This window comes from Xylophilus sp. PBN-3R, from assembly GCF_057747805.1.
This window is the reverse complement of record NZ_CM173225.1, coordinates 672,531-696,144: the sequence shown is the minus strand read 5'-3', so window position 1 is coordinate 696,144 and position 23,614 is coordinate 672,531. Positions and strand designations below refer to the sequence as shown.

The 23,614-nt window shown below is 63.9% G+C and carries 26 protein-coding genes; 8 read left to right on the top strand and 18 right to left on the bottom strand.

Going from position 1 to position 23,614, the window contains the following annotated elements; genetic code table 11:
- Positions 1-92 precede the first annotated feature (92 nt).
- Both AC3ANW_RS03290 and pyrC read right to left on the bottom strand, forming a co-directional pair.
- Positions 93-827 (bottom strand): DUF3025 domain-containing protein, encoded by a 735-nt coding sequence (locus AC3ANW_RS03290; RefSeq protein WP_488343779.1) that lies wholly within the window; start codon positions 825-827, stop codon positions 93-95.
- The gene (pyrC, locus tag AC3ANW_RS03285; protein WP_488345343.1) at positions 824-1,861 is read right to left on the bottom strand and encodes a dihydroorotase; all 1,038 of its coding nucleotides are present in this window, start codon (positions 1,859-1,861) and stop codon (positions 824-826) included. Before pyrC ends, AC3ANW_RS03290 begins: the two co-directional genes overlap by 4 nt.
- A 139-nt stretch (positions 1,862-2,000) precedes the next feature.
- On the opposite strand from pyrC, the gene AC3ANW_RS03280 reads away from it, so the two are divergent.
- From AC3ANW_RS03280 to AC3ANW_RS03255, 6 genes are all read left to right on the top strand, one after another.
- Positions 2,001-2,528, top strand: coding sequence for a TRAP transporter small permease (locus AC3ANW_RS03280; RefSeq protein WP_488343778.1), 528 nt, complete (start codon positions 2,001-2,003; stop codon positions 2,526-2,528).
- Positions 2,525-3,823 (top strand): TRAP transporter large permease, encoded by a 1,299-nt coding sequence (locus AC3ANW_RS03275; RefSeq protein ID WP_488343777.1) that lies wholly within the window; start codon positions 2,525-2,527, stop codon positions 3,821-3,823. The genes AC3ANW_RS03280 and AC3ANW_RS03275 overlap by 4 nt, the downstream gene beginning before the upstream one ends.
- A gap of 28 nt (positions 3,824-3,851) precedes the next feature.
- Positions 3,852-4,892 carry a DctP family TRAP transporter solute-binding subunit gene (locus AC3ANW_RS03270; protein ID WP_488343776.1) on the top strand — a complete coding sequence of 347 codons (1,041 nt, stop codon included), beginning with the start codon at positions 3,852-3,854 and terminating at the stop codon, positions 4,890-4,892.
- Between the two features lie 141 nt (positions 4,893-5,033).
- Positions 5,034-5,597 carry a cytochrome b gene (locus AC3ANW_RS03265; protein ID WP_488343775.1) on the top strand — a complete coding sequence of 188 codons (564 nt, stop codon included), beginning with the start codon at positions 5,034-5,036 and terminating at the stop codon, positions 5,595-5,597.
- A 34-nt stretch (positions 5,598-5,631) separates the two neighbouring features.
- Positions 5,632-6,207 carry a YceI family protein gene (locus AC3ANW_RS03260; protein ID WP_488343774.1) on the top strand — a complete coding sequence of 192 codons (576 nt, stop codon included), beginning with the start codon at positions 5,632-5,634 and terminating at the stop codon, positions 6,205-6,207.
- A 52-nt stretch (positions 6,208-6,259) separates the two neighbouring features.
- The gene (locus tag AC3ANW_RS03255) at positions 6,260-6,835 is read left to right on the top strand and encodes a YceI family protein (RefSeq protein WP_488343773.1); all 576 of its coding nucleotides are present in this window, start codon (positions 6,260-6,262) and stop codon (positions 6,833-6,835) included.
- A gap of 64 nt (positions 6,836-6,899) precedes the next feature.
- Here the strand turns inward: AC3ANW_RS03255 and AC3ANW_RS03250 are convergent, their stop codons facing one another.
- The 7 genes from AC3ANW_RS03250 to AC3ANW_RS03220 form a co-directional block, all read right to left on the bottom strand.
- The gene (locus tag AC3ANW_RS03250; protein WP_488345342.1) at positions 6,900-7,637 is read right to left on the bottom strand and encodes an amino acid ABC transporter ATP-binding protein; all 738 of its coding nucleotides are present in this window, start codon (positions 7,635-7,637) and stop codon (positions 6,900-6,902) included.
- 25 nt (positions 7,638-7,662) lie between these two features.
- Positions 7,663-8,331, bottom strand: coding sequence for an amino acid ABC transporter permease (locus AC3ANW_RS03245; RefSeq protein ID WP_488343772.1), 669 nt, complete (start codon positions 8,329-8,331; stop codon positions 7,663-7,665).
- Position 8,332: 1 nt separating this feature from the next.
- Positions 8,333-9,058: an amino acid ABC transporter permease gene (locus tag AC3ANW_RS03240; protein WP_488343771.1), complete on the bottom strand. Its 726-nt coding sequence runs from the start codon at positions 9,056-9,058 to the stop codon at positions 8,333-8,335.
- A 117-nt stretch (positions 9,059-9,175) separates the two neighbouring features.
- Positions 9,176-10,078: an amino acid ABC transporter substrate-binding protein gene (locus AC3ANW_RS03235; RefSeq protein ID WP_488343770.1), complete on the bottom strand. Its 903-nt coding sequence runs from the start codon at positions 10,076-10,078 to the stop codon at positions 9,176-9,178.
- Positions 10,079-10,288: 210 nt separating this feature from the next.
- Positions 10,289-11,284 (bottom strand): LysR substrate-binding domain-containing protein, encoded by a 996-nt coding sequence (locus tag AC3ANW_RS03230; protein ID WP_488343769.1) that lies wholly within the window; start codon positions 11,282-11,284, stop codon positions 10,289-10,291.
- A 39-nt stretch (positions 11,285-11,323) separates the two neighbouring features.
- Positions 11,324-12,256: an NAD(P)-dependent oxidoreductase gene (locus AC3ANW_RS03225; protein ID WP_488343768.1), complete on the bottom strand. Its 933-nt coding sequence runs from the start codon at positions 12,254-12,256 to the stop codon at positions 11,324-11,326.
- A gap of 35 nt (positions 12,257-12,291) precedes the next feature.
- Positions 12,292-14,139, bottom strand: a complete 1,848-nt coding sequence (locus AC3ANW_RS03220; protein WP_488343767.1) for an ABCB family ABC transporter ATP-binding protein/permease — start codon at positions 14,137-14,139, stop codon at positions 12,292-12,294.
- Between the two features lie 70 nt (positions 14,140-14,209).
- Between AC3ANW_RS03220 and AC3ANW_RS03215 the strand changes: the two genes are divergently transcribed.
- Positions 14,210-14,644 carry an acyl-CoA thioesterase gene (locus tag AC3ANW_RS03215; protein WP_488343766.1) on the top strand — a complete coding sequence of 145 codons (435 nt, stop codon included), beginning with the start codon at positions 14,210-14,212 and terminating at the stop codon, positions 14,642-14,644.
- Between the two features lie 22 nt (positions 14,645-14,666).
- On the opposite strand, the gene AC3ANW_RS03210 is transcribed toward AC3ANW_RS03215, so the two are convergent.
- The 5 genes from AC3ANW_RS03210 to AC3ANW_RS03190 all read right to left on the bottom strand — a co-directional run bounded on the left by AC3ANW_RS03210 (position 14,667) and on the right by AC3ANW_RS03190 (position 19,136).
- The gene (locus AC3ANW_RS03210) at positions 14,667-15,431 is read right to left on the bottom strand and encodes an enoyl-CoA hydratase (RefSeq protein ID WP_488343765.1); all 765 of its coding nucleotides are present in this window, start codon (positions 15,429-15,431) and stop codon (positions 14,667-14,669) included.
- A 65-nt stretch (positions 15,432-15,496) separates the two neighbouring features.
- Positions 15,497-16,327, bottom strand: coding sequence for an acyl-CoA thioesterase (locus AC3ANW_RS03205; RefSeq protein ID WP_488343764.1), 831 nt, complete (start codon positions 16,325-16,327; stop codon positions 15,497-15,499).
- Between the two features lie 60 nt (positions 16,328-16,387).
- Positions 16,388-17,011, bottom strand: coding sequence for a nucleoid occlusion factor SlmA (gene slmA, locus AC3ANW_RS03200; protein WP_488343763.1), 624 nt, complete (start codon positions 17,009-17,011; stop codon positions 16,388-16,390).
- A gap of 94 nt (positions 17,012-17,105) precedes the next feature.
- Positions 17,106-17,996: an acetylglutamate kinase gene (gene argB, locus AC3ANW_RS03195; protein ID WP_488343762.1), complete on the bottom strand. Its 891-nt coding sequence runs from the start codon at positions 17,994-17,996 to the stop codon at positions 17,106-17,108.
- A 42-nt stretch (positions 17,997-18,038) separates the two neighbouring features.
- Positions 18,039-19,136 carry a glycosyltransferase family 4 protein gene (locus AC3ANW_RS03190; protein WP_488343761.1) on the bottom strand — a complete coding sequence of 366 codons (1,098 nt, stop codon included), beginning with the start codon at positions 19,134-19,136 and terminating at the stop codon, positions 18,039-18,041.
- Positions 19,137-19,176: 40 nt separating this feature from the next.
- Between AC3ANW_RS03190 and AC3ANW_RS03185 the strand changes: the two genes are divergently transcribed.
- A complete protein-coding gene (locus tag AC3ANW_RS03185; RefSeq protein ID WP_488343760.1) occupies positions 19,177-19,941 on the top strand; it encodes a glycosyltransferase family 2 protein in 765 nt (254 codons plus the stop codon).
- A gap of 3 nt (positions 19,942-19,944) precedes the next feature.
- On the opposite strand, the gene AC3ANW_RS03180 is transcribed toward AC3ANW_RS03185, so the two are convergent.
- The 4 genes from AC3ANW_RS03180 to AC3ANW_RS03165 are packed head-to-tail and all read right to left on the bottom strand — an operon-like array spanning position 19,945 to position 23,613.
- Positions 19,945-20,937, bottom strand: a complete 993-nt coding sequence (locus tag AC3ANW_RS03180; protein ID WP_488343759.1) for a glycosyltransferase — start codon at positions 20,935-20,937, stop codon at positions 19,945-19,947.
- Complete coding sequence (locus AC3ANW_RS03175; protein WP_488343758.1) at positions 20,937-21,911, bottom strand: lysylphosphatidylglycerol synthase transmembrane domain-containing protein; 975 nt, start codon at positions 21,909-21,911, stop codon at positions 20,937-20,939. Before AC3ANW_RS03175 ends, AC3ANW_RS03180 begins: the two co-directional genes overlap by 1 nt.
- Positions 21,908-22,315, bottom strand: a complete 408-nt coding sequence (locus AC3ANW_RS03170) for a GtrA family protein (RefSeq protein WP_488343757.1) — start codon at positions 22,313-22,315, stop codon at positions 21,908-21,910. The genes AC3ANW_RS03175 and AC3ANW_RS03170 overlap by 4 nt, the downstream gene beginning before the upstream one ends.
- Positions 22,315-23,613, bottom strand: a complete 1,299-nt coding sequence (locus AC3ANW_RS03165; RefSeq protein WP_488343756.1) for an NAD(P)/FAD-dependent oxidoreductase — start codon at positions 23,611-23,613, stop codon at positions 22,315-22,317. The genes AC3ANW_RS03170 and AC3ANW_RS03165 overlap by 1 nt, the downstream gene beginning before the upstream one ends.
- Position 23,614: the final 1 nt, after the last annotated feature.

Here is a 23,614-nt window from a genome sequence, read left to right as displayed (position 1 = left end):
TCAAGTCGCGCCGTTTCGCAGATTCGCTGGAGTCGTTTGTTTTTATGCTGCCCTGCGAGGGCGGGTGTGAGAGCGATGATAGGGGCAAAAGTTCAGCGCCTTGCCGGGCGGAAGACCGTCCGGTCGGCATAGAAACCGGGATCTTCGCTGTCGGTGCACCAGCCCGGGACACCCATCACCGGCAGGGGGGCGAACGGCTTGGCCGACAGCATCGGCACGTTCAGCGTTTCGGCCAGCCAGCCATCGGCCTGCGCGGTATCGGACAGCCCCGGCGGAGCACACAACACATGGGCGGTGATGTCCTTGCGCGGGGCCACCAGTTTCTCGACCAGCGCATGGCCGAACAACCAGATGCGAGCCTGCGGCCACAAGGCACGGTGTGTGACGAACAGCCCGTGCCAGTCACGCGCCTGCAGTGCGGACTGCAGCAACTCCGGCGCACTGAACACCAGACCGTTCTCGTCGAAAAGCGTGATGGCATCACGCAGCGGGCCGCGCCGGCCCTGCACGCCGTCACGGGCGATGGCCTCGGCCTGCCACTGGTTCAGCAGGCTTTTGGTGCGCGGGTACAGGCACCAGACGATGCCGTTGAGGAAGTCGTGCAGGTTGTCGCGCGTCGGTACCGCAGCCGTATCGCGGACAAAACTTTCATAGGGCGTGCTGGCCGGCAGCGCATCGGCGGCCACGAAACGCGGAGCGGCCGTCCGGTCGTTGAGCGCCGCGAACACTGCCGCGCCACGCACCACATCGGCCCAGGCCGCTTCGCCCGGCTCGCGCCATGGCCCGAACCAGGGCGCCGACCAGTCGAGCGCGGTCGCCGTGATCAATCGCGGGCGATGGACCAGGCCAGCGATTCGCCGGCGCCCAGGGGCTTCACCTGTGCGTCGCCGAAGGGATAGCTTTCCGGCACCGTCCAGGCCTGGCGGCGCAGCGTGATGCGGTCGGTGTTGGGCGACATCCCGTAGAAGGCCGACCCGTTGAGGCTGGCGAAGGCTTCGAGCCTGTCCAGCGCGCCGGCACGGTCGAAGGCTTCGGCATACAGCTCGATGGCTGCATGGGCCACGTAACAGCCGGCGCAACCGACCGCGTGTTCCTTTAATTGCGCTGCATGCGGTGCGCTGTCGGTGCCAAGGAAGAACCGGTCGCTGCCACCGGTGGCAACCTCGACCAGCGCGGCGCGGTGCACTTCGCGCTTCAGCACCGGCAGGCAGTAATAGTGCGGGCGGATGCCGCCGATGAACAGCGCATTGCGGTTGAACAGCAGGTGATGCGGCGTAATGGTGGCGGCCGTGAATTTGCCGGCGTCACGCACGTAATAAGCGCCTTCCCGGGTGGTGATGTGTTCCATCACGATCTTCAGTTCGGGGAAGTCCTTGCGCAGGGGAATCAGCTTCTGGTCGATGAACAGCGCCTCGCGGTCGAACAGGTCGGTGGACGGGTCGGTGATCTCGCCGTGCACGAGCAGCGGCATGCCGTGCTTCTGCATGGCTTCGAGCGTGGGATAGGCATTGCGGATGTCGGTCACGCCGGCGTCGCTGTTGGTGGTGGCGCCGGCTGGGTAGAGCTTGAGCGCCTTGACTCCGGCGGCAACGGCGCGTTCGATCTCGGCGGGCGGCAGGCGGTCGGTCAGGTAGAGCGTCATCAGCGGCTCGAAAGCGGCTCCGGCGGGCAGTGCTGCCAGGATGCGTTGGCGATACTCGCCGGCCAGCTGCGCGGTGGTGACCGGCGGGCGCAGGTTGGGCATGACGATGGCCCGCCCGAACTGTGCGGCGGCATGGGCCACGGTGGTGGTCAGCGCAGCGCCGTCGCGCAGGTGCAGATGCCAGTCGTCGGGGCGGACAAGGGTGATGGAATCGGTCATGGTTTGGGCGGCGGTCATGGGGCGGAATTCTCGCATCAGCGCCGATGCGACTCCCCAGGTAAGCCCGGATATGCAACAGCAGGTTACGGCCATAGCATCGCGACCCCGCCCGTCCGCGCCCGCGCCTGTCTGCCGTCCCATGTCCCTGCCTTCCGAATCCAGCCCTCTGCTGGACGACACCTCCCCCACCCCCGAAGAAGCCACCCGAGTGCCACTGGCCATCGAGGACTGGGCCACCGTCATCGTGATGGGGCTGCTGGCGCTGATCACTTTCGCCAACGTGCTGGTGCGTTACTTCACCAGCACCTCTTTCGCATGGACCGAGGAATTTTCGGTGTTCCTGATGATCGTGCTGGCGCTGGTCGGCGGTTCGGCCGCAGTAGCACGCGACCGGCATATCCGCATCGAATATTTCGCCGAAGCCGGCTCCATGACCCGCCGCCGCGGCCTGGCGCGGTTCGGCGCGCTGATGGTGGCGCTGCTGTTCTTCATCGTCACCGTGACCAGCGTGCGGATGGTGTGGGACGACTTCCGGTTCGGTGAAACCTCGCCGGGCATCGGCGTGCCGCAGTGGTGGTACTCGATCTGGCTGCCTGTGATCGCCTTGGGCATCACGCTGCGGGCGCTGGGCCTGTTCGTGCGGCGCGGAAGGCAGGCTGCCGAATGATCGCCACGCTGCTTTTCACCGCCTTCATCCTCATGATGCTGGCGGGCGTGCCGATCGGCGCCGCGCTGGGCCTGGCGGGTGCCGCCGCCATCGCACTGGCGAACCTTGGCACGCAGTGGTTCGGCCTGCTCGCCGTGCCGCAGAACTTCTATGCCGGCCTGGGAAAATATCCGTTGCTGGCGATTCCGATGTTCGTGCTGGTCGGCTCGATCTTCGACCGCTCGGGCGTGGCCTTGCGGCTGGTCAATTTCGCGATCGCCATCGTCGGTCGCGGTCCCGGCATGCTGCCTGCGGTGGCCATCATCGTGGCGATGTTCCTGGGCGGCATCTCGGGTTCCGGCCCGGCCAACGCAGCGGCGGTCGGCGGCGTGATGATCGCCGCCATGTCGCGCGCCGGTTATCCCAGGGCGTTCTCCGCCAGCGTGGTGGGCGCGGCAGCGGCTACCGACATCCTGATCCCGCCTTCGGTCGCCTTCATCGTGTATTCGGTTCTGGTGCCGGGCGCGTCGGTGCCGGCGCTTTTTGCCGCCGGCATGATCCCGGGCCTGCTGGCCGGCGTCGCGCTGATCGTGCCCGCCGTCTGGATGGCGCGCGCCAACGGCATGGGCGCACTCGAATCGTCGCTGCCACGCCCGCCATTCTGGAAAAGCGCTCGCGAAGCGGTATGGGGACTTGCCGCACCGGTGGTCATCCTGGGCGGCATGCGGGCCGGCTGGTTCACGCCGACCGAAGCGGCGGTGGTGGCGGTTTTCTACGGGCTGTTCGTCGGCATGGTGATCCACCGCACCATCCGGGTTCGCGACCTGTTCGTGATCCTGCGGGAATCGGGCGAATTGTCGGCCGTCATCCTGCTGGTGGTTTCGCTGGCCGGGATCTTTGCGTATTCGTTGTCGACGCTCGGCGTGATCGATCCCATCACCAACGCCATCGTCGATTCCGGGCTGGGCGAATACGGCGTGCTGTCGCTGCTCATCCTGATGCTCATCACCGTCGGCATGTTCCTGGATGGCGTGTCCATCTTCCTGATCTTCGTGCCGCTGCTCTGGCCCATCGTGCAGCATTACCACTGGGACCCGGTGTGGTTCGGCGTGATCCTCACGCTGAAAGTGGCGCTGGGCCAGTTCACGCCGCCGCTGGCGGTCAACCTGATGGTGTCCTGCCGCATCGCCGGCGTGCGCATGGAAGAGACCGTGCGCTGGGTCGGCTGGATGCTGTTCGCCATGTTCCTGGTGATGGTGGCCGTGATCGCCTTCCCCCAGCTGGCCTTGTGGCTGCCGGCAAGACTCGGCTACTGATTTCGTGATTCAACAAGAGGAGACAAAGATGACCTTTCGCCGTTCGATCCTGAGCCTGGCCGTGGCGGCCACCGCCTTCGCCGCCTCTTTCGGCGCCCACGCCCAGGTGCCGGCCAACTACAAGGCCGAATACAAGATGTCGCTGGTGCTGGGCCCGGCCTACCCCTGGGGCAAGGGCGGCGAGATCTGGGCCAACCTGGTGAAGGAACGCACCCAGGGGCGCATCAACATCAAGCTGTACCCCGGCACTTCGCTGGTTCAGGGCGACCAGACCCGTGAATTCACCGCGCTGCGCCAGGGTGTCATCGATCTGGCGGTCGGATCGACCATCAACTGGTCGCCGCAGGTCAAGCAGCTCAACCTGTTCGCCCTGCCCTTCCTGATGCCCGACTTCGCGGCGGTGGACGCGCTGACGCAAGGCGAGGTCGGCAAGGAGATCTTCGCCGCGGTCGACAAGGCCGGTGCACTGCCGCTGGCCTGGGGCGAAAACGGCTTCCGCGAGATCAGCAACGGCAAACGCGCCATTCAGGCACCGGACGACCTGAAGGGCATGAAGATCCGTGTCGTCGGCTCGCCGCTGTTCCTGGAGACCATGAGCGCCCTGGGCGCCAACCCGACGCAGATGAGCTGGGCCGACGCACAGCCGGCGCTGGCCAGCGGCGCAGTCGATGGGCAAGAAAACCCGATGGCCGTCTACATGGCTGCCAAGCTGCATACCGTCGGCCAGAAATACCTGACGCTGTTGGGCTACGTGGCCGACCCGCTGATCTTTGTGGTCAACAAGGACATCTGGGCCAGCTGGAGCCCGGCCGACCAGGCCATCGTCAGGCAGGCCGCCATCGACGCCGGCAAGGAAGAAATCGGTATCGCCCGCAAGGGCCTCGTCGAGGCAGACAAACCGCTGGTCAAGGAACTCACCGGCCTGGGCGTCACCGTCACGCAACTGACGCCGGCACAACACGACGCCTTCGCCAAGGTGACCAAGCCGGTGTATGAGAAGTGGAAGGCTACCGTGGGGACGGACCTGGTCAACCGCGCCGAAAAGGACATCGCCGCCCGCAAGAAATAAGCGGTGCGGCCAGGAGCATTCAAAAACATTGAATGCTTGCGTCAATTTCATTGAAACGCGGTGCATGGCAGCGCCCCTAAACTGCCAGCACCGTAGCGCTATGCTGCACCGCAACAGCCCGGCGCCAACCACTTCAATGACATGACGAATTCCACATCGCGCTCGACCCGTTACGGGCCCACGGCCATCGCCCTGCATTGGCTGCTCGCGGTCGCACTGGTGGGTATCTTCGTGGTGGGGCTTTACATGACGAACCTGCCCTTCTCGGTGCAGCGGCTCAAGCTCTACAACTGGCACAAATGGGCGGGCGTCACCATCCTGGCGCTGTCGGTGCTGCGACTGGTGTGGCGTTTCACCCACCGCCCTCCGGCCCTGCCCGCAGCAATGGCCTCGGCCATGCCGCGCTGGCAACACATCGCGCATCACGGCACGCATCACCTGATGTACGCGCTGTTCTTCATCGTGCCGCTGGTGGGTTGGGCGTACAGCTCGGCGGCCGGTTTCCCCATCGTCTGGTTCGGCGTGCTTCCGCTGCCCGGCATCATGCCGGTCAGCCCCGAGCTGGCTGCCGCCATCAAACCCTGGCACCAGATCACCGCGTATGCCCTCGCCGCCCTGGTGGTGTTGCATGTGGCAGCGGTGGTCAAACACCAGTTCATCGACCGCGACGGCCTGATCTGGCGCATGTTGCCGGGCCGTGGCTGAACCTTTTTCTCCTTTTCTACCGACGGACGACTCCATGAAATATTCGACGACCCTGAGCCGCCTGGCTTTCGCGTCCGCTGCATTGCTGGGCGGCGCCAATGCTTTTGCACAGCAGGCGGTGGTGCCGGCGCAGAGCCAGATCACCTTCGTCAGCAAACAGATGGGTGTTCCGGTGGAAGGCCAGTTCAAGAAGTTCGATGCACAGGTGAGCTTCGACCCGGCCAAGCTGGCGGCCAGCAAGGTCGCCTTCACCGTCGACACCGGCAGCGCCACCCTCGGCGTGAAGGAAACCGACGCCGAACTGCCCAAACCCACCTGGTTCAACGTGCCGAAGTTTCCGCAAGCGACCTTCCAGTCCAGCGCCATCAAGTCGCTGGGCGGCGGCAAGTACGAAGTGGCAGGCAAGCTCAGCGTCAAGGGTTCTTCGCAGGACATCACCGTGCCGGTGACCATGACCCAGAGCGGCGCGGCCACCACCGCGACCGGCAGCTTCACCATCAAGCGCCTGGCCTTCAAGATCGGCGAGAACGAGTGGGCCGACACCTCGATGGTGGCCGACGACGTTCAAGTGAAGTTCAAGTTCGCATTGACCGGCGTCGGCAAGATCTGAAACCCCCTCCTCGATCGCTTCATTCCTTTTTTCCCCAACCCGAGATACCGACATGCGCAAATCCCTCTTCGCCATCGCCGCCGCGGCAACCCTGATCGCCGGCGTGGCCCACGCGGAAACCGCGACCTACGCGGTCGATCCGAGCCACACCTTCGCAACCTTCGAGATCAGCCATTTCGGCGCCAGCGTGAACCGCGGCCGCTTCGACAAGAAGGAAGGCACCGTTCAGCTGGACAAGGCAGCCAAGACCGGCAAGGTCGAGCTGACCATCGACATCACCTCGATCAACACCGGTTTTGCACCCTTCGAAAAGCACCTGCAAAGCGCCGACGTATTCGATGCAGCCAAGTTCCCGACCGCCAAGTTCGTCGGCGACAAGTTCACCTTCGACGGCGACAAGGTGGTGTCGGTCTCGGGCAACCTGACCATCAAGGGCAAGACCAACCCGGCCACCTTCAAGGCCAACCAGTTCGCCTGCTACGACAGCCCGATGATCAAACGCGAAGTCTGCGGCGGCGACTTCGAGACCACCATCGACCGCACCCAGTTCGGCGTCGACTACGGCATCCAGTACGGCTTCCCGAAGAACGTCCGCATCGTGGCGCAGATCGAAGCCGTCAAGCAGTAAACATTGCAGCCCCATGAAAAACGCCCCGCATGCGGGGCGTTTTTTTGTTTGCGGCGCTGACGAATCAGTGCTGGAGAATCTTGTTCAGGAAGTCCTTGGTACGCGGCTGGCGAGCCTCGATGTTGCCGAAGAAGTCTTCCTTCGTGCAGTCCTCGAGGATACGGCCGCCGACGTCGATGAAAATCACGCGGTTGGCGACCTTGCGGGCGAAACCCATTTCGTGGGTGACGACCATCATGGTCATGCCTTCCTTGGCCAGCGTGACCATCACGTCCAGCACCTCACCGACCATTTCGGGGTCGAGAGCCGAGGTGGGTTCGTCGAACAGCATGACGTTCGGGTCCATCGACAGCGCGCGGGCGATCGCCACGCGCTGTTGCTGGCCACCGGACAGCTGGCCTGGGAACTTGTCCTTGTGCGCCATCAGGCCCACGCGGTCGAGCATCTTCAGGCCGCGGGTCTTGGCTTCGTCGGCATTGCGGCCGAGCACCTTGATCTGCGCGATGGTCAGGTTCTCGGTGACGGACAGGTGCGGGAACAGCTCGAAATGCTGGAACACCATGCCGACCTTGCTGCGCAGCTTGGGCAGGTTGGTCTTGGGGTCGTGGAGCGGAATTCCGTTGACGGTGATCTCGCCCTTCTGGAAGGGCTCCAGTGCGTTGACGGTCTTGATCAGCGTGGACTTGCCGGAACCCGACGGGCCGCACACCACCACCACATCACCCTTGTTGATGTTCACCGAGCAGTCGTTGAGCACCTGGACCGGGCCGTACCACTTGGAGACGTTCTTGATTTCGATCATTTTGTCGGACATGTTTGCTCTCCTGTCAGCGGATGATGGCGATCTTCTTGTGCAGGCGCTTCACCGAATAGGAGAGCGCGAAGCAGATGATGAAATAGATGACGGCGGCCAGCAGGTAGGCCTCGATCGGGCGACCGTAGTTCTTGCCGGCGGTCTCGAAGCCCTTGAGCATGTCGTAGGCGCCGATGGCGTAGACCAGCGAGGTGTCCTGGAACAGCACGATGGTCTGCGTGAGCAGCACCGGCAGCATGTTGCGGAACGCCTGCGGCAGGATCACCAGGCGCATGTTCTGGCCGTATGTCATGCCCACGGCCATGCCGGCATTGACCTGGCCACGCGAGATCGACTGGATGCCGGCCCGCATGATTTCACTGAAGTAGGCGGCTTCGAATGCTATGAATGTGACGTAGGCCGAAACCTCCGCGCCGATGGGCCGGCCGATCATGAAGGGCACCAGCAGGAAGAACCACAGGATCACCATCACCAGCGGAATGCTGCGCATGCCGTTGACGTAGAACGTGGCAGGCGCGATCAGAACCTTCTTGCCCGACAGGCGCATGAGCGCCAGCAGGGTGCCGAAGAAGATGCCGCCGATGGTGGCAACCACCGTCAGGGTCAGGCTGAAGCCGATACCCTTCAGGATGAAGTTGTTGATGACGTCCCAGTTGTAGAACGAAAAGTCTAGGTTGAGCATGTCAGTGGCCTCCGCCGCTGGCTGCGACCAGACCCGGGATACGGGTGCGTTTTTCGATGAACGCCATGATCCGGTTGATGGCGAAAGCGGAGACGACGTACAGCGCGGTCACGCCGAAGTAGATCTCGATCGGGCGCGATGTCTCTTCACCCACCTGGATGGCGAACCAGGTCAGTTCGGTCACCGACACCGCGAACGCCACGGACGAATTCTTGAAGATGTTCATTGCCTCGCTGGTGAGCGGCGGAATGATGATGCGGAAAGCCATCGGCAGCAGCACGTAGCGGTAGTACTGCGAGGTGGTGAAACCCATCGCCATGCCGGCATAACGCTGACCGCGCGGCAGGGTCTGGATGCCCGAGCGCACCTGCTCGGCAATACGCGACGAGGTGAAGAAACCCAGCGCCAGCACCACCAGCACAAAACTTGGAAGGCTCTTCATCGCGGGGATGAAGGCCGGCACCACGTGGTACCAGATGAAGATCTGCACCAGCAAGGGCACGTTGCGAAAAGCCTCGACCCAGATCGTGCCCAGGCGCACCAGGCCCGGCTTCTCGGGCAGCGTGCGCATGATGCCGATGGCGGTGCCGACGACCAGCGCCAGCAGCAAGGCGCAGATCGAAACCGAAACCGTCCAGCCCCAGCACGACAGCATCCACTGCCAGTAAGTGGGGTCTGCACCACCCGGGTCCCGCAGGAAGACCTCCCAGTCCCAACTCGATCCCATCGAGCTCTCCTTATTTTGATTTACGTACCGGTACCGGTGGCACCGCTAACACCTTCATTAAACAAAAAGCGCCCGCTTGTCTTGGGCGGGCGCTTTGCAGACTAGGCGACGAATCGCTTATTGCTGCTCGTACTGTTCTTTCGGCTTGTCGTTCAGGTTGGCCCAGGCAGCCTTGGTGGCAGCGGACAAAGGCAGGCCGACGGCCGTGTTGGTAGGAGCGATGGGTTTCAGGAACCACTTGTCGTACAGGCGGGCGATTTCGCCCGACTTGACTTGTGCGGCGATGCTGTCGTCCACGGCCTTCTTGAAGGCCGGGTCATCCTTGCGGATCATGATGGCGATCGGCTCGACCGACAGGACATCCGGCAGGATCTTGAAATCCTTCGGAGCCTTGGACTTGCTGATGTTGCCGGCCAGGATCTGGCCGTCCATCACGAACGCATCGGCGCGGCCCGACTCGAGCAGCAGGAAGCTGTCGGCGTGGTCCTTGCCGGTGACTTCCTTGAACTCGATGCTCTTGGCACGCTTGTTCTGACGGATCAGCTGGACCGAAGTGGTGCCGGTGGTGGTGGCGACGGTCTTGCCGTTCAGGTCGGCGATCGACTTGATCGGCGAGTCGGCCTTGACCGCGATACGCACTTCTTCGACGTACAGCGTGTTGGCGAAGGCGACTTCCTTCTGGCGCGAAGCGTCATTGGTGGTCGAACCGCATTCCAGGTCGACCGTGCCGTTCTTGACGAGCGGAATACGGTTGGCCGAGGTGACCGGCTGGTACTTGATCTCGAGCGAGCTCATGCCCAGGTCGCGACGCAGGTCCTTGATGATGTTCGCGCAGACTTCGTAGTGGAAACCGGTGTACACGCCGTTGCCCAGCGTGTAGGCCAGTGCACCGGAGGATTCACGCACGCCCTGGGTGATGGAACCCGAGGACTTGATCTTGGCCAGCGTGTCGTTGCTTTGGGCCATGGCTCCCGACGAAAGGGCCAGGATGGCTGCCAGCGTCAACAGTTGCTTTTTCATGCGTACTCCTAAATATCAAAGCGAAATGAATGTCTAGATTAAGCGCTACGCCCGTCTATGGTGCATTAGGGCGAATGCCGATCCTAACGTTGTGGAAAGCAGCCTTCGTGCCCGGTAAAAATACCGTTACGACTGGCGTCCGCACCTCTGAGAGTGGCCGGACTGTAGGGGCTGGGCACGCGCTCCCGCCAATGCCGTTTAATGCGAAGGTTATGCAATATCGTCATGAGATGGAAACGTCTGTTGGGACGATAGGTAAGTCCACAGAGCATCGGCAACGCGTTTTCCCGCCATTTTGCCGATACGACTCCCCGTTCGGGTGCGAGCACCTGCTTCTTTTGGTGCAGCGGGCTTCTCCCGATAGGCCCGGATGTCCAGCTTTACCTCCAGATCGGTGCGGTCGGTGGGCCCGGCGCTGACCAGGCGGCGACTGCGCAATTCACGCCTCACCGCGCTATGCGGTAGAAACGCGACGCCGTGACCTTCGAGTGCCATGGCTTTCAGGCCTTCGGCCATGTCGGTCTCGTACACCCGGTCGAGATGGATCGGCGTGTCGGACTGCTTGAGCAGCCCCTCGACAACCCGTCCCAGGTAGGCGCCTGGCGCGTAGCCCAGGTAGGGCAAAGGCTGGACGCTGCGGCCCGGCAGGCAGAACATCGGCTGGCCTGCAGCGTCTGGTCGCACGAAAGGCGCCACCGTCTCTTCGCCCAGGCTGACCATTTCGTATCGGTCGGGATCGAGCTGGAAGGGCTGGTCAGGATGGTGATAGGCGATCAGCAGGTCGCAGCTGCCCTCGACCAGCCGCAACACCGCGTCATGCACGTTCAACGCGATCAGCCGGCTCTTGATAGGCCCGAAACCTGATCGCAGCCCCGTCAGCCAGCTGGGGAAAAAGGTGAAGGCGAGCGTGTGCGGCACTGCGAATTCGATGACGTCCTTGCCGGCCGAAGTGTGGCCGCGCAGCATGGCCCGGGTGGCTTGCAGCGCCTGCAGCACTTCGAGCGACTGGGCATAAAGCGTCTCCCCCGCCGGGGTCAGCCGGGTCGGATACGAACTCCGGTCGACCAGGTCGGTGCCCGCCCAGGCTTCCAGCGCCTGGATCCGACGCGAAAACGCCGGCTGGGTCACATGCCGCAGCTGCGCCGACCGGCTGAAACTGTGGGTTTCAGCCAGGCTGACAAAATCTTCGAGCCACTTGGTTTCCATCGCGGGATTATGAAATCAGGACGTTCGGGGATCGGGTGATCAGATCGGCGAAACCACGCCACGGCCGCTGAAATGACCGTCGGCGTTGGCCAGGAAACGGTCGATGGTGTTCTGCACGGCCTGCGGCGAACGGCCACCGATGTGCGGGCTGAGCACGACGTTCTGCAGTTCGACCAGCGGCAGCGGCGGCTCGGGTTCGCTTTCATAGACGTCGAGCCCGGCGCCTGCCAGCCCGCCGGCCTTGAGCGCAGCGGCCAGCGCCTCGGTATCGACCACGCTACCGCGCGAGATGTTGACCAGGTAACCCCTGGCGCCGATGGCCTTCAGGACATCGGCATCGACCGCGTGATGGGTCTCGGCACCGCCGGGCGCCGCCACCACCAGCACGTCGCACCAATCGGCCAGTTCGGCCAGGTTCGCGAAATAGCGATGCGGGGAATCGGCGCGTGGCTTGCGGCTGTGATAACCCACCGGCATGTCGAAGCCCACCGCACGCTGCGCGATCTTGGCGCCGATGGCGCCCAGGCCCAGGATGCCCATGCGTTTGTGGGCGAGTTGCGGCAGCATCGGCAGGTGGTCCCGGCTGACGCCCTGGCGCGCGGACCTGTCGTTGGCGGGCACCTGCCGCACCGTGGCCAGCAGCAATGCAAATGCCTGGTCGGCCACCACGTCGGCATTGGTGCCGGCGCCGTTGGCCAGCGCGATGCCACGCGCGCGGGCGTGTTCGGTGTCGACCCGCTCGTAGCCGACGCCCAGGGTGCAGACCAGCGCCAGCCGGGGCATGGCGTCGATCTCGGCGGCTTTCAGCCCGACCGTGCCGATGGTCAGCACCACCGTCACGTCGGCGCCACGCGCAGCGATGCTGGCGGCGCGTTCGGCGTCGGTCGGCGCGTAAATCAGTTCGTAGTGTTTTTCGATCTGGGCGCGGTAGGCATCACCCAGGGTGTTGAGCATCAGGACGACAGGTTTCATGTTGCGGTTTCGTTGAAGGCAAAAGGTCGGTTCGATCAGGCGGCGTCGCCGCTTTGCTGCAGCGACCACATGCGGGCATAGACACCGGAGGCGGCCAGCAGTTCTGCATGCGTGCCGCGTTCGACGATGCGTCCGGCGTCCATCACCAGGATCTGGTGGGCATCGGCCACGGTGGACAGGCGGTGGGCGATGACCAGCGCGGTCTTGCCGGCGGCGGCCGTCTGCAGTTCGGACTGGATGGCCCGCTCGTTGGCCGAATCGAGTGCCGAAGTGGCTTCGTCGAAGATCAGCACCGGCGGGTTCTTGAGCAAGGTGCGGGCGATGGCGACCCGCTGTTTTTCACCGCCTGAAAGCTTGAGCCCGCGCTCGCCGACCGGCGTTTCGTAGCCCTGCGGAAGGGCCACGATGAAGTCGTGGATCCGCGCGGCGCGTGCAGCGGATTCGATTTCGTGCTGGTCGGCATCCGGTCGTCCGTAGCCGATGTTGTAGCCGATGCTGTCGTTGAACAGCACCGTGTCCTGCGGCACGATGCCGATGGACCGGCGCACGCTGTCCTGCGTGACCTGGCGCAGGTCCTGCCCGGCGATGCGGATATGGCCGGAATCGACATCGTAGAACCGGTACAGCAGCCGCGCCAGCGTGGACTTGCCCGAGCCCGAAGGCCCCACCACTGCCACCGTTTCGCCGGCCGGGATCTCGAAGCTCACGCCGTGCAGGATGGGCCGGGACGGATGGTAGGCAAAGTCGACGTCCTCGAACCTCACCGATGCACCGTGCGGCGGCACGACCAGCGCCTGCGCACCGGGCACATCGGCGACTTCACGCGCCTGCTCGAGCAAACCGAACATCTTGTCGAGGTCGGTCAGGCTCTGCTTGATCTCGCGGTAGATCACGCCCAGGAAACCCAACGGTATGTAGAGCTGGATCATGAAGGCGTTGACCATCACCAGGTCGCCGAGTGTCATGCGGCCCGCCGCCACGCCCTCGGTGGCACGCCACAGCATGCCCACCAGTGCGACGGCGATGATGAATTGCTGGCCGCCGTTGAGCAGCGACAGGGTGCGCTGGCTCTTGACCGCTGCCTGCCGGTATCGCTCCAGGTTTTCGTCGTAGCGGCCCGCCTCGAAGTCTTCGTTGCCGAAATACTTCACCGTTTCGTAGTTGAGCAGCGAATCGATGGCGCGGCTATGTGCCGCCGAGTCCAGGTCGTTCATGCGGCGCCGGAACTTGGTGCGGTATTCGGTCAGGCTGACCGTGAAAACGATGTAGACGATCAGCGCTGCCGCCGTGATGACGGCGAACCAGACGTCGAACTTCACCGCCAGCAAGCTCAGCACCAGCGTGACCTCGATCAGCGTCGGAATGATGCTGTAGAGCGAATACGACACCAACGACTGCACACCACGTGTGCCGCGCTCGATGTCGCGCGTCAGTCCGCCCGTCTGCCGCTCGAGGTGGAACCTGAGCGACATGGCATGCAGGTGGCGGAACACTTCCAGCGAAATGCTGCGTGAAGCACCTTCTGTCGCCTTGGCGAACACCAGTTCGCGCAACTCGGTGAACAGCGAGGTCGACAACCTCAGCAGCCCGTAACCCATCAGCAGAGCCACCGGCACGATGGCCACTGCCTCGACGCCGAGCGGGCCGTGCGGAGTCATGCGGTCGACCAGCGTCTTGAGCAGCACCGGAACACCCACGTTCGCGACCTTCGCCGCCACCATGAAGGCCAGCGCGGCCGCCACCCTCCACTTGTAGCGCCACAGGTAGGGCATCAGGCGACCGAGGGTTTCGAGATCGGATCTGCGAGCGGGAACGACCGCCGGCGGAACACTTGCGGCCGGGGTTGGCGACGGCCGTGATGCCGCCTCGCCGTAACTTCTCATCTTGTGGCCGGACAATCACGTCCGTTGTATTTCTTTGGTTTGTTTTTGCCTTAGGCAGGAGATTGTGCCCATGACCGACTTGCGCATGCCCCACGGCGTGGCATTGCCCTCCGACAAGGAACTGGTGTTGAAGCTCACACCACGCCCGTCGGACTGCAATTTGAACGGCGATATCTTCGGCGGCTGGGTGATGGCCCAGGTCGATGTCGCCGGCTCCATCATTCCCGCGCGCTACACCCGTGGCCGGATGGCGACGGTGGCCGTGAAGGAATTCATCTTCAAGCAGCCGGTGCGGGTCGGCGACATCCTGTCGTTCTTCGGCAAGGTGGTGAAGGTGGGCACCACCTCGGTCACGGTCGAGATCGAGGTGTTCGCCGAACGTTATGTCGATCAGGGCCGTTATGTGAAGGTAACCGAGGCCACCCTGACTTATGTGGCGATCGACGAAAGCGGCCGGCCTCGGGAACTGCCCAGCCGCGACGGCCAGTTGACGCCCGCCGCCTGAGGCCGGGTTCCCGGTTGTGGCTTCAGAGCGCCGAGAAGTCCGGGCGGCGCTTTTCCATGAAGGCAGAGAAGGCTTCCAGCGCAGCCGGCGCCTGCACCATGCGGGCGAAACTGTCGGCCTCGGCCTGGATCTGCCGGGCCACGGCTTCTACCGTGTCCAGCTTCAGCAGGCGTTTGGTCTCCACCAGCGACGCCAGCGGCTTCAGCGCCAGCTTGCGGGCCTGGCTGGCGGCGACGGACGAGGCCTCGCTCGGCGGCACCACGCGGTTGACCAGCCCGACCTCTTGCGCGGCTTCGGCCATGAAGGGCTCGCCCAGCAGCAGTGCCTCGGCAGCCCGGTGATAACCGAACATGCGCGGCGCCAGCAGGCTGGAACCCGCTTCGGGGCACACACCCAGGTTGACGAAAGGCATCGAGAATGCCGCGTTGTCGCCTGCGTAGACCAGGTCGCAATGGAACAGCAAGGTGGTCCCGATGCCCACCGCCGGCCCACATACCGCCGCCAGCAGCGGCTTGGGGAACGCAGCGATGGTGCGCATGAAACGGAACACCGGCTCGTCGGCACTGGTGGGCGGCGACGCCAGGAATTCCGAAATGTCGTTGCCGGCCGAGAACACGGTCTCGCTACCCTGCAGCACCACCACCCGCACGGCCGGATCGCCGGCTGCGCCGTCCAGGGCGTCGGACAAGGTGGTGTACATGCCGCGGGTGAGCGAATTCTTGCTGTCGGGTCGGTGCAGCGTCAGGGTGACGACGCCGGCTTCGGTATGGCTGAGGATGTCGCTCATGGAAGATCTCGGGAAGGTCTGGTTCTGGATTGGCGAAGCGCCGGAAGCGGAGATTTTGCCGCCGCTCAGTCGCGGTAGTAGACCAGTTGATGGGTCGTGGTCAGCACCTTGCCCTGGCTGTTCCAGAGCTGCGCACGCTGGTCGAAGAATCCGTGGCGGTATTCCTGGCCGCGGGCCTCGCCCAGCAGGTAGCCGTCGCCGCTGGCGTCCAGCGTGGCCTGGTCGGCGTGGAAATAAACCGTCATCGAGACGGTGCCCGCCGGCGAACGCTGGCCGCGGCGGCGCCAAAGGCGCGGAAAGAACAGGTCACTCTTGGCGGCCAGCGCCAGGAAGTCCAGCGGGCGCGGCGGCTCGTCGCGCATCCATACCCGGCTGATGCTGTCGTCGGCTGGCGATACAGCCTCTTGGTGAAGCGAGCCTTCGGCAAACCGGATGTCGTAGCGTTCGACCCAGGCCAGGTTGGCTGTCGACGGGCGGCGGGCAAGCGCTTCTGGCGCGACGACATGCGGCATGGGCAGTTCAGACCCTGACCATGTCTCACGGCGGATCGCCGTCAGGGCGCTGCCGGTGCACACGGTGAGGGTGCTGCCATCGGCGTCCGGCTGGGTCAGCACCAGGCTCCAGTGCTGGGAGGCCCGGTTGGTGCGCACCGGTCGTGCTTCCAGCAGGAATGGCGCGTCGGCCAGCGGTGCGGCGTAGTTGACCGTCAGGGCCGCCGGGTCACCGATACGTTCAGGATGAGCCAGCACTGCCCTGAGCAACGTCGCCGCCGTGGTGCCACCGAAAGGGCCCACCATGTTCCAGTAGTACCGCCCGGGCTGGCCACGCCAATGGTGCGGCCCTGCGGGCTGCAGGCCGGTGGAAAGGTCGAAGGGATGAATGGCGTCGGGCGACATGTGTATGGGCATGTGCCCAATTACACATGCAAACAGCGCGGATCAAGTCCGCACTGCCCCTTACAGCATGGTGGCAAGGCTCGCGTCGAGGTGCTCCGAAGGCAGCCGGCGGAAACCCGAGCGCGCAAAACGCTGCAGTCGACCGACCGAAAAAGCGCACAGCACCGACGCACGCAAGGCGGCATCGGACGTCTCGGCACCATCGCCCAGCGACTTCAGCAGGGCGGCCTCGAACTTGTCGAAGAACAGGTTCATGCGTTGCTGCAGGCGCTCGTTCTCGAACACCAGTGCGTCGCCGACCATCACCCGGGTCATGCCCGGGTTCTTTTCGGCGAATTGCAGCAGCATGCCGACCAGCAGGCCGGCCTGCGTATGCCCTGCTTCGCGACGCTCACCCATCTGCTCGACCAGGCTGAAGACCGATTGTTCGATGAATTCGATGAGTCCCTCGAGCATCTGCGCCTTGCTGGCGAAATGTCGGTACAGCGCGGCTTCGCTCACATCGAGACGTGCAGCCAGGGCCGCCGTCGTGACGCGCTCGGCGCCCGGCTTTTCCAGCATTTCTGCCAGTGCGCGCAGTATCTGCACACGACGCTCCCCCGGCTTGGGACGCTTGCGTGTACCAGCGGCGGGAGCATCAGCGGATTGCGGCTCCTCGATAGAATTCAATGCAGCTTCGGACATATCTGTAACCGTGCGTAATCTTTGTTCATTCTCGCACAGTGTCTGACACAACAGGAATTCTTGATCGTGGTATCGGCAAAACGATTTCGAGCGCTTAGTGCGAACGGATCATGGTGCCGAAGGCCTGGTCGGTCAGGATTTCCAGAAGCAGGGCATGCGGCACTCGGCCATCGATGATGTGCACCGAGTTGACGCCGCTGCGGGCCGCATCGAGGGCACCTTCGATCTTGGGCAGCATGCCGCCGGAAATGGTGCCGTCGGCGAACAGCTCGTCGATCTCGCGTGCGCTTAAATCGGTCAGCAGCGTGCCCGATTTGTCCAGGACACCGGGCGTGTTGGTGAGGAGAAGCAATTTCTCTGCCTGCAATACGGTGGCCAGCTTGCCGGCCACGACATCGGCGTTGATGTTGTAGCTTTCGTTCTCTTCGCCGAAGCCCAGGGGACTGATGACGGGGATGAACTGGTCGTCCTGCAGTGCCTTCACCACCGACGGGTCGATCTGCACGATGTCGCCGACCTGCCCCACATCGTGGAACTTGTTCGGGTCTTCGCGGTCCGGCATGCGCAGCTTCTTCGCACGGATCATGCCGCCGTCGCGTCCGGTCAGGCCCACCGCCTTGCCGCCTGCCTGGTTGATCAGGCCGACGATGTCCTGCTGCACTTCGCCCGCCAGCACCCACTCCACGACTTCCATGGTCTCGGGGTCGGTGACCCGCATGCCCTGCACGAATTCGCCCTTCTTTCCCAGCCGTTTCAGGGCCGTCTCGATCTGCGGGCCGCCACCGTGCACCACGACAGGGTTGATGCCGACCAGCTTGAGCAACACGACGTCTTCGGCGAAGTCGGCCTGCAATGCGGGGTCGGTCATGGCGTTGCCACCGTATTTGATGACCATGGTCTTACCGTGGAAGCGGCGGATGTAAGGCAGGGCCTGGGCCAGGATTTCGGCCTTGTCACGTGGGGCGATGGATTCGAGGTTGTCCATGGTGGCAAAAAACGGTTGATGGAAGACGAAGGCAGGACTGGGTCAGAAGCGCAGCCAGCCCGGCACCTTGAAGCGCACGATGGTCAGGTAGGCGGCCACATACGCCAGCACGAACAGCAGGCTGCAGACGCCGAGCGCCACCGAGTGACGCCACAGGACCACCGCAGGCAGGACCGAAAGCGCCGAGAACATCCAGAGATACGGAGCGGTCTTGTTGTTGCGCCTGAGCAGCTGGCGGTCCTCGTCGTCGAGCAGCACCGGCCGCACGATACGACGAAAGATCAGCTGGTGAAAATGCAGGGCATCGGCGGTACCGGGCGACTGGCCACGCGCCAGCTTGCGATAGATGGAGAACAGCGTCTCGCTGACCGGGTAGACCAGCAGCAGGATGGGGAACCAGGGTGACACCGCCACATTGCGCTCGACCAGCGCCACGCAACCCACGGCGATGACCATGCCCCACACGTAGGCCCCGCTGTCGCCGGCAAAGATCTTGCCCCTGGGATAGTTGAAGATCAGGAAACCGCCGGTGGCGCCGCACAGGCAGACCATCATCGCGGCCAGTTGCCGATCGCCGACCTGCAGTGCCACGTGCGCGATGGCCGCGCAGGTGGCCACGGCCACCGTGCCAGCCAGGCCGTTGTAGCCGTCGATCAGGTTGAACGCATGCGGCAGGCCGCCGATGGCGAACACGGCGAACAGCACGCCGAGCAACGGCCAGGCCCGCAAGGCCTGGTCCACCCAGGCCAGGTCGGTGCGCTGGATCGAGAGGCCATAGAAATAACAGAAAAAACCGGCCGAACCCAGGGTGAGCGCGAGCCGCAGCGAGATGCGCACACGTTGGGTAATGTCTTCCACGATGCCGCCCACCACGGCAGGCAGCAGCGATCCCAGTGCGATCAGCGCGCCGCTGGCAGACCAGCGCAACTGGAACGGGTCGCCCGGCGCAATCCCGGCCACCAGCCAGCCGACGGCCAGGCCCGCCAGAATGCCGGCGCCGCCCACGCGCGGCACAGCTCCGCGATGAAATCGCTGCGGCAGGTCGGCGGCATACTGTTCGGCATGTCGTCTTGCGCGTCTGACGAGCACATAGACGGACAGGACTGCCATCAGAAAACTGAGAACTATGAGAATGATCATCGAGGGTGCGGAAGCAGGAAGCCGCGAGCCAAATTAGACCATGAAGGAAATGACAAAAAAGCCGGGCCGGGTCACCGTCTCGGTCGTGAGCCACGGCCAGTGGTCGCTGGTGTTGCCGCTGCTTCAGCAGCTCGACCGGTGGAGCCATGCGCATCTTGCAAAAGTCGTGCTGACCCTGAACCTGCCGGAATCCATCCACCCCGATCCCGCCTGGCGTTTCGAGTGGGTGTGCCGGCAGAACCCGGCGCCGAAAGGGTTCGGTGCCAACCACAACGCCGCCTTCGAACATTGCGACACCGAGTGGTTTCTGGTTGCCAACCCCGACATCCGGCTGGACGGCGACGTCATCGAAAGCCTGCTGACCATCGGCGATGCCAAGGCCGGCCTGCTGGCCCCTCGCATTCAAGAACCAGGAAAACCGGCGCCAGAGCCTTACCGCAGACTGCTCACCCCCTGGGAATTGGTGCTGAGGCGCCTGCCCGGATACACCGCTCCGACTCGGCCGGCCTGGGTCGCCGGCATGTTCATGCTGTTGCGATCGGACGCCTACCGGCAGGTCGGCGGTTTCGACGAGCGCTTCTTCATGTATTGCGAAGACTTCGACTTGTGCGTCCGCCTGCAGGCGTTGGGCTGGCCACTGGTTCCGGCTGCATCGGTGACGGTGATACACGACGCCCAGCGCGCAAGCCATGGCGACCGGCGGCATCTCTGGTGGCATGTCTCCAGCCTGCTCAAGACCTGGACGTCGCCGGCCTTCTGGCGTGCGCTGCTGCGCGGCAGCCGCCCGGCCGGCCTGGACCGTTAAATGTCAGGGCCGTTCGAAAAGATCCTGCACCAGCGCCTGCAGGGGCCGGCTGAAACGGAAGTAACGTCCGGACAGCGCTTCCAGGGTGATTGGAAATATCCGGGCGATCCGGTTTGCCGGCAAGGCGGCGCGAAATCGCTGATGCGTCAGTTTTCCGCGGACCTTGGCCAGCGTGGACGGACCCACACGATCACCGAGCGACAACAGGCGGTCGAGCAGCAATTGCGATTTCCGGGCCCTTGCAGCGTAACGCTGCCCGCGCGACTCCGTCGCCAACCGTATCTTTTCGCGCAGGCTGAACCGTCTAGCGCCGATCTGGTTGTTCTGATGCTGGCGGTAGTCGATCAACGCCTCCTCGACCACATCCATCGCTCCGGCTGCCGCGGCCATCAGCGCCAGCCATTCGTCGTGCACCCATTCGACCGGAATCGGTAACGCGAAGTCCAGCATTTCGCGACGCAGCATGGTCGTCGCACCGGTGACCAGGTTGCGCCGAAGGAAGACGTCGACACCACGCCCCGCATGGATGGCGGCGAGTTCGAAAGGCTTGACCTCCAGGGCATGGAACAAGGTTCGGCCCAGCGGGGCTCCCTCGCCATCGACCATGCGGGCATCGCTGTGCAGGAGCAGCAGATCTCGGCGCTGCGCGAACAGGTCGGCCATCTGCTCGATACGTCGCCCGTGCCAGCGGTCATCCTGGTCGCAAAGGACGATCAGATCGCCGGAACACGCCCGGATTGCCTGCTCGAAGTTTCGAGTCACCCTGAGCGGCGACGCATTGCAGATGATCCGCAAGTCGACCGCGGTGCCGGGCCGGTCCCGGAGGCACTCCGAAAAGGCGTCCCTGGCCCGGTCGACGCAGTCGTCGGACGACGCGTCGTCGGATAGCACGATTTCGTCGGGCATCCGCGTCTGTGTGCAGATGCTGCGGATCTGCTCGGCGATGAACTGCGCGCCGTTGTGAGTGCAGAGCGCTACCGAAATACGCACTGTCATTACGGCCGGTTCTCACGCAGTGACCGGCTGACGCTCGCCAGCGAAACAAGTCCGATGACAACGCCGGTCCACAGCGTGGCAAGACGCGTCGCAATGGCGACCGACACTGAATCGGCCGTCGTCGCGCCCTCGCCTACAAGCTGCACCACCATGGTGGCCTCCATGGTGCCCAGCCCGCCGGGCACCATGCTGGCAGCCCCGAGCAAGGTGGCGTTCACGAAGATTTCCAGCATTCGTGCAGGCTCGACCGTGATCTCCAGGCCCTCGCAGAAAAAGCCGAAGACGAGCGCCTGCAAACCATAGGCCGCAGCCGCTATTCCGCTGAACCGCAGCACCCGTTGCGGCCGCCAAAGCGATGCCCAGTCTTCGAGCGTACCGCCCGCTAGTGCGCCTGAGCCCTGCATCCATCGGGGCAGGTGCCGGTGCCAGGCCTGCAGCCCGACCGGTCGACGCACGCCGGCACGGAAGACCAGGCTTCCCGCCAGCAAGACCACCAGGGCCGCAGCAGCAAGATTCAAAGGCCTGCCCAACCAGGCGCCGGCACAGGCCCCCAGCAGGCATACGCCCAGCACGTCGGACAGCCGGTCGGCCAGAAAACACGCCAGGCTGCGCCGCACCGGGACCGCGTGTGCGGCCAGCAATACCGACCGCAAGGTTTCACCAAGTTTGCCGGGCGATGTGGTCAAGGCCAGGCCCGACAGGTAGACCCGCAGGTTGAAAGCTACCGGCACCGCGCTCTGCAACGCAGCGAGTGCCATGTGCCAACGCCAGAACCGCAGCAGATAGGCCAGGCTGGCGACCGCGGCACCGCTTGTCAATGCGACCCACCCTAGCCGTGCAAAGGCATGCTCGACCTGACTCCAGCCACTCCAGATCACGGCCGCCAGATACAGGGCTGCGCCGCCCAGGACAAAAACCACCAGCCAGCGTACAAAACGCGACGACCGGCCGGACAGCGAAACCCGCGAGTTCATCGAAAAGTCAGCAGGCGATGCCCGAAATAGCTGCTGACGACCGGCACCATCACACCGATCAGGTGCGCCAGCGCCTGCGCATGCTCGACATGACCGATTGCGGGAAATACCCAGCGGGCCAGCACAAGGCTGATGACCAGGGTCTGCGCCACTGCCACCAGGTTGACCGCGGCGAACTTGGCGATCTGCGGCAGCATCGGGCCACGCCCATCGACGAACACCCGCTGGCGCATCAGCCAGAAGGCCACCGCCATGCCGACCAGGTAGGCAAGCACGATCGCCACCGGATAGTCGAACCAGCGGCTGAAGACGAAACGCGAGCCGAAATTGGCTCCAGCGGCGATGCCGCCCGCCACCAGGAAACGCATGAACTGCATCAACTGGGGAGAAGAAAGTGTCGTCATCATTTGGCGGCGGCAGCATCCTGCGCCAGCTTGCGGCCGAACCCGATGCTTTCCGAAATGCCACGGTCTTCGGGGTAGTAATACGAGGTGTCGGCCACCCACAGGCCCTGCACCGGAAGCGCCGCCGGAGGCAATCGGTCCAGGTAGCCGGGATCGCAGATCGGCTGGGCATAACGGTAACGGCTGGCCCGCATGTCGATGAAGTCTTCCGCCACGAGGGCCGGATTGATCTTCATGCAATAGCGCCGCACTTTTTCGAGGAACACCTCGTCAGGCTCCTGATATTTCGGATGTTCGCCGGGCATGTAGAACGGCACGTACAGCACATGGTCGTCGAGCGGGCGCAGGTTGCTGTATTCCACCAAACCGGGGATATCCATTTCCGGGTCGTTGATGTTGAGCCAGAAGTTATCGGTCAATGGTTTCTTCAGCTTGGTGATGACACACACCACTGCGATGTTTTTCAGGGCCGCGAACTTCGCCCGAATGTCGGCCGGCAGGTCGGGAATGAGGTTTGGCACATAAGGCAGCGGCACCGTGCTGACGACCTTGTCGAAAGCCTCCGTCCCGGCGGCGGTTTGCACGCCTGTCACCCGACCGCTCTCGATGACGACACGGGATACCGGCGATTTAAGCCTGACTTCGCCGCCATGCGATTCGATGGCGGCTTTCATGCCGTCGAGCAATGTTTGCGAACCGCCATCGAGGTAGCCCAGCTTTTCCTTGAACAGGTTGTAGCGCGATCGGCCGATGCGGCGGATGCGGCTCCAGATCCAGGCGGCCGAAAGGTTGTCGCTGTAGTCGTAGAACTTGTAGTCGAACAGCCGGCGCCACATCACTTCCCAGGCCTCGGCGCCCACCCAGCGCTTGATCCAGCCGGTGGCTTCCACATGGTCCAGCGGCTTCCAGTCGTTTCGTTTGACCGACAGGAAGGCATGCAGCGCATAACGGAACTTGGCGACCGGACTCAAACCCTTGAAGGTCAGCAGCGCGGTGGGAGTACCCCAGGGTTGCAACATGTCGCGGTACCAATAACCCATCCTGGTAGCGACCCAGCGCATCTTGGCGGCCAGTCCGAGCTCATCTAGCACCTGCAGGAAAGCGGTGTCCGAGGTGCAGTGGAAGTGGTAGTAGCGCTCGATCTGCAGGCCGTTGAAATCGAAGGTGGCGGTCATGCCGCCGACACGGTCGTCGGCCTCGAAAACCACGGGACGGTGGCCGTCAAGAGCCAATTGATAAGCGACCGCCAGCCCCATCGGGCCCGCACCTAGAACGGCGATTCTTTGTTGCTGTGACATA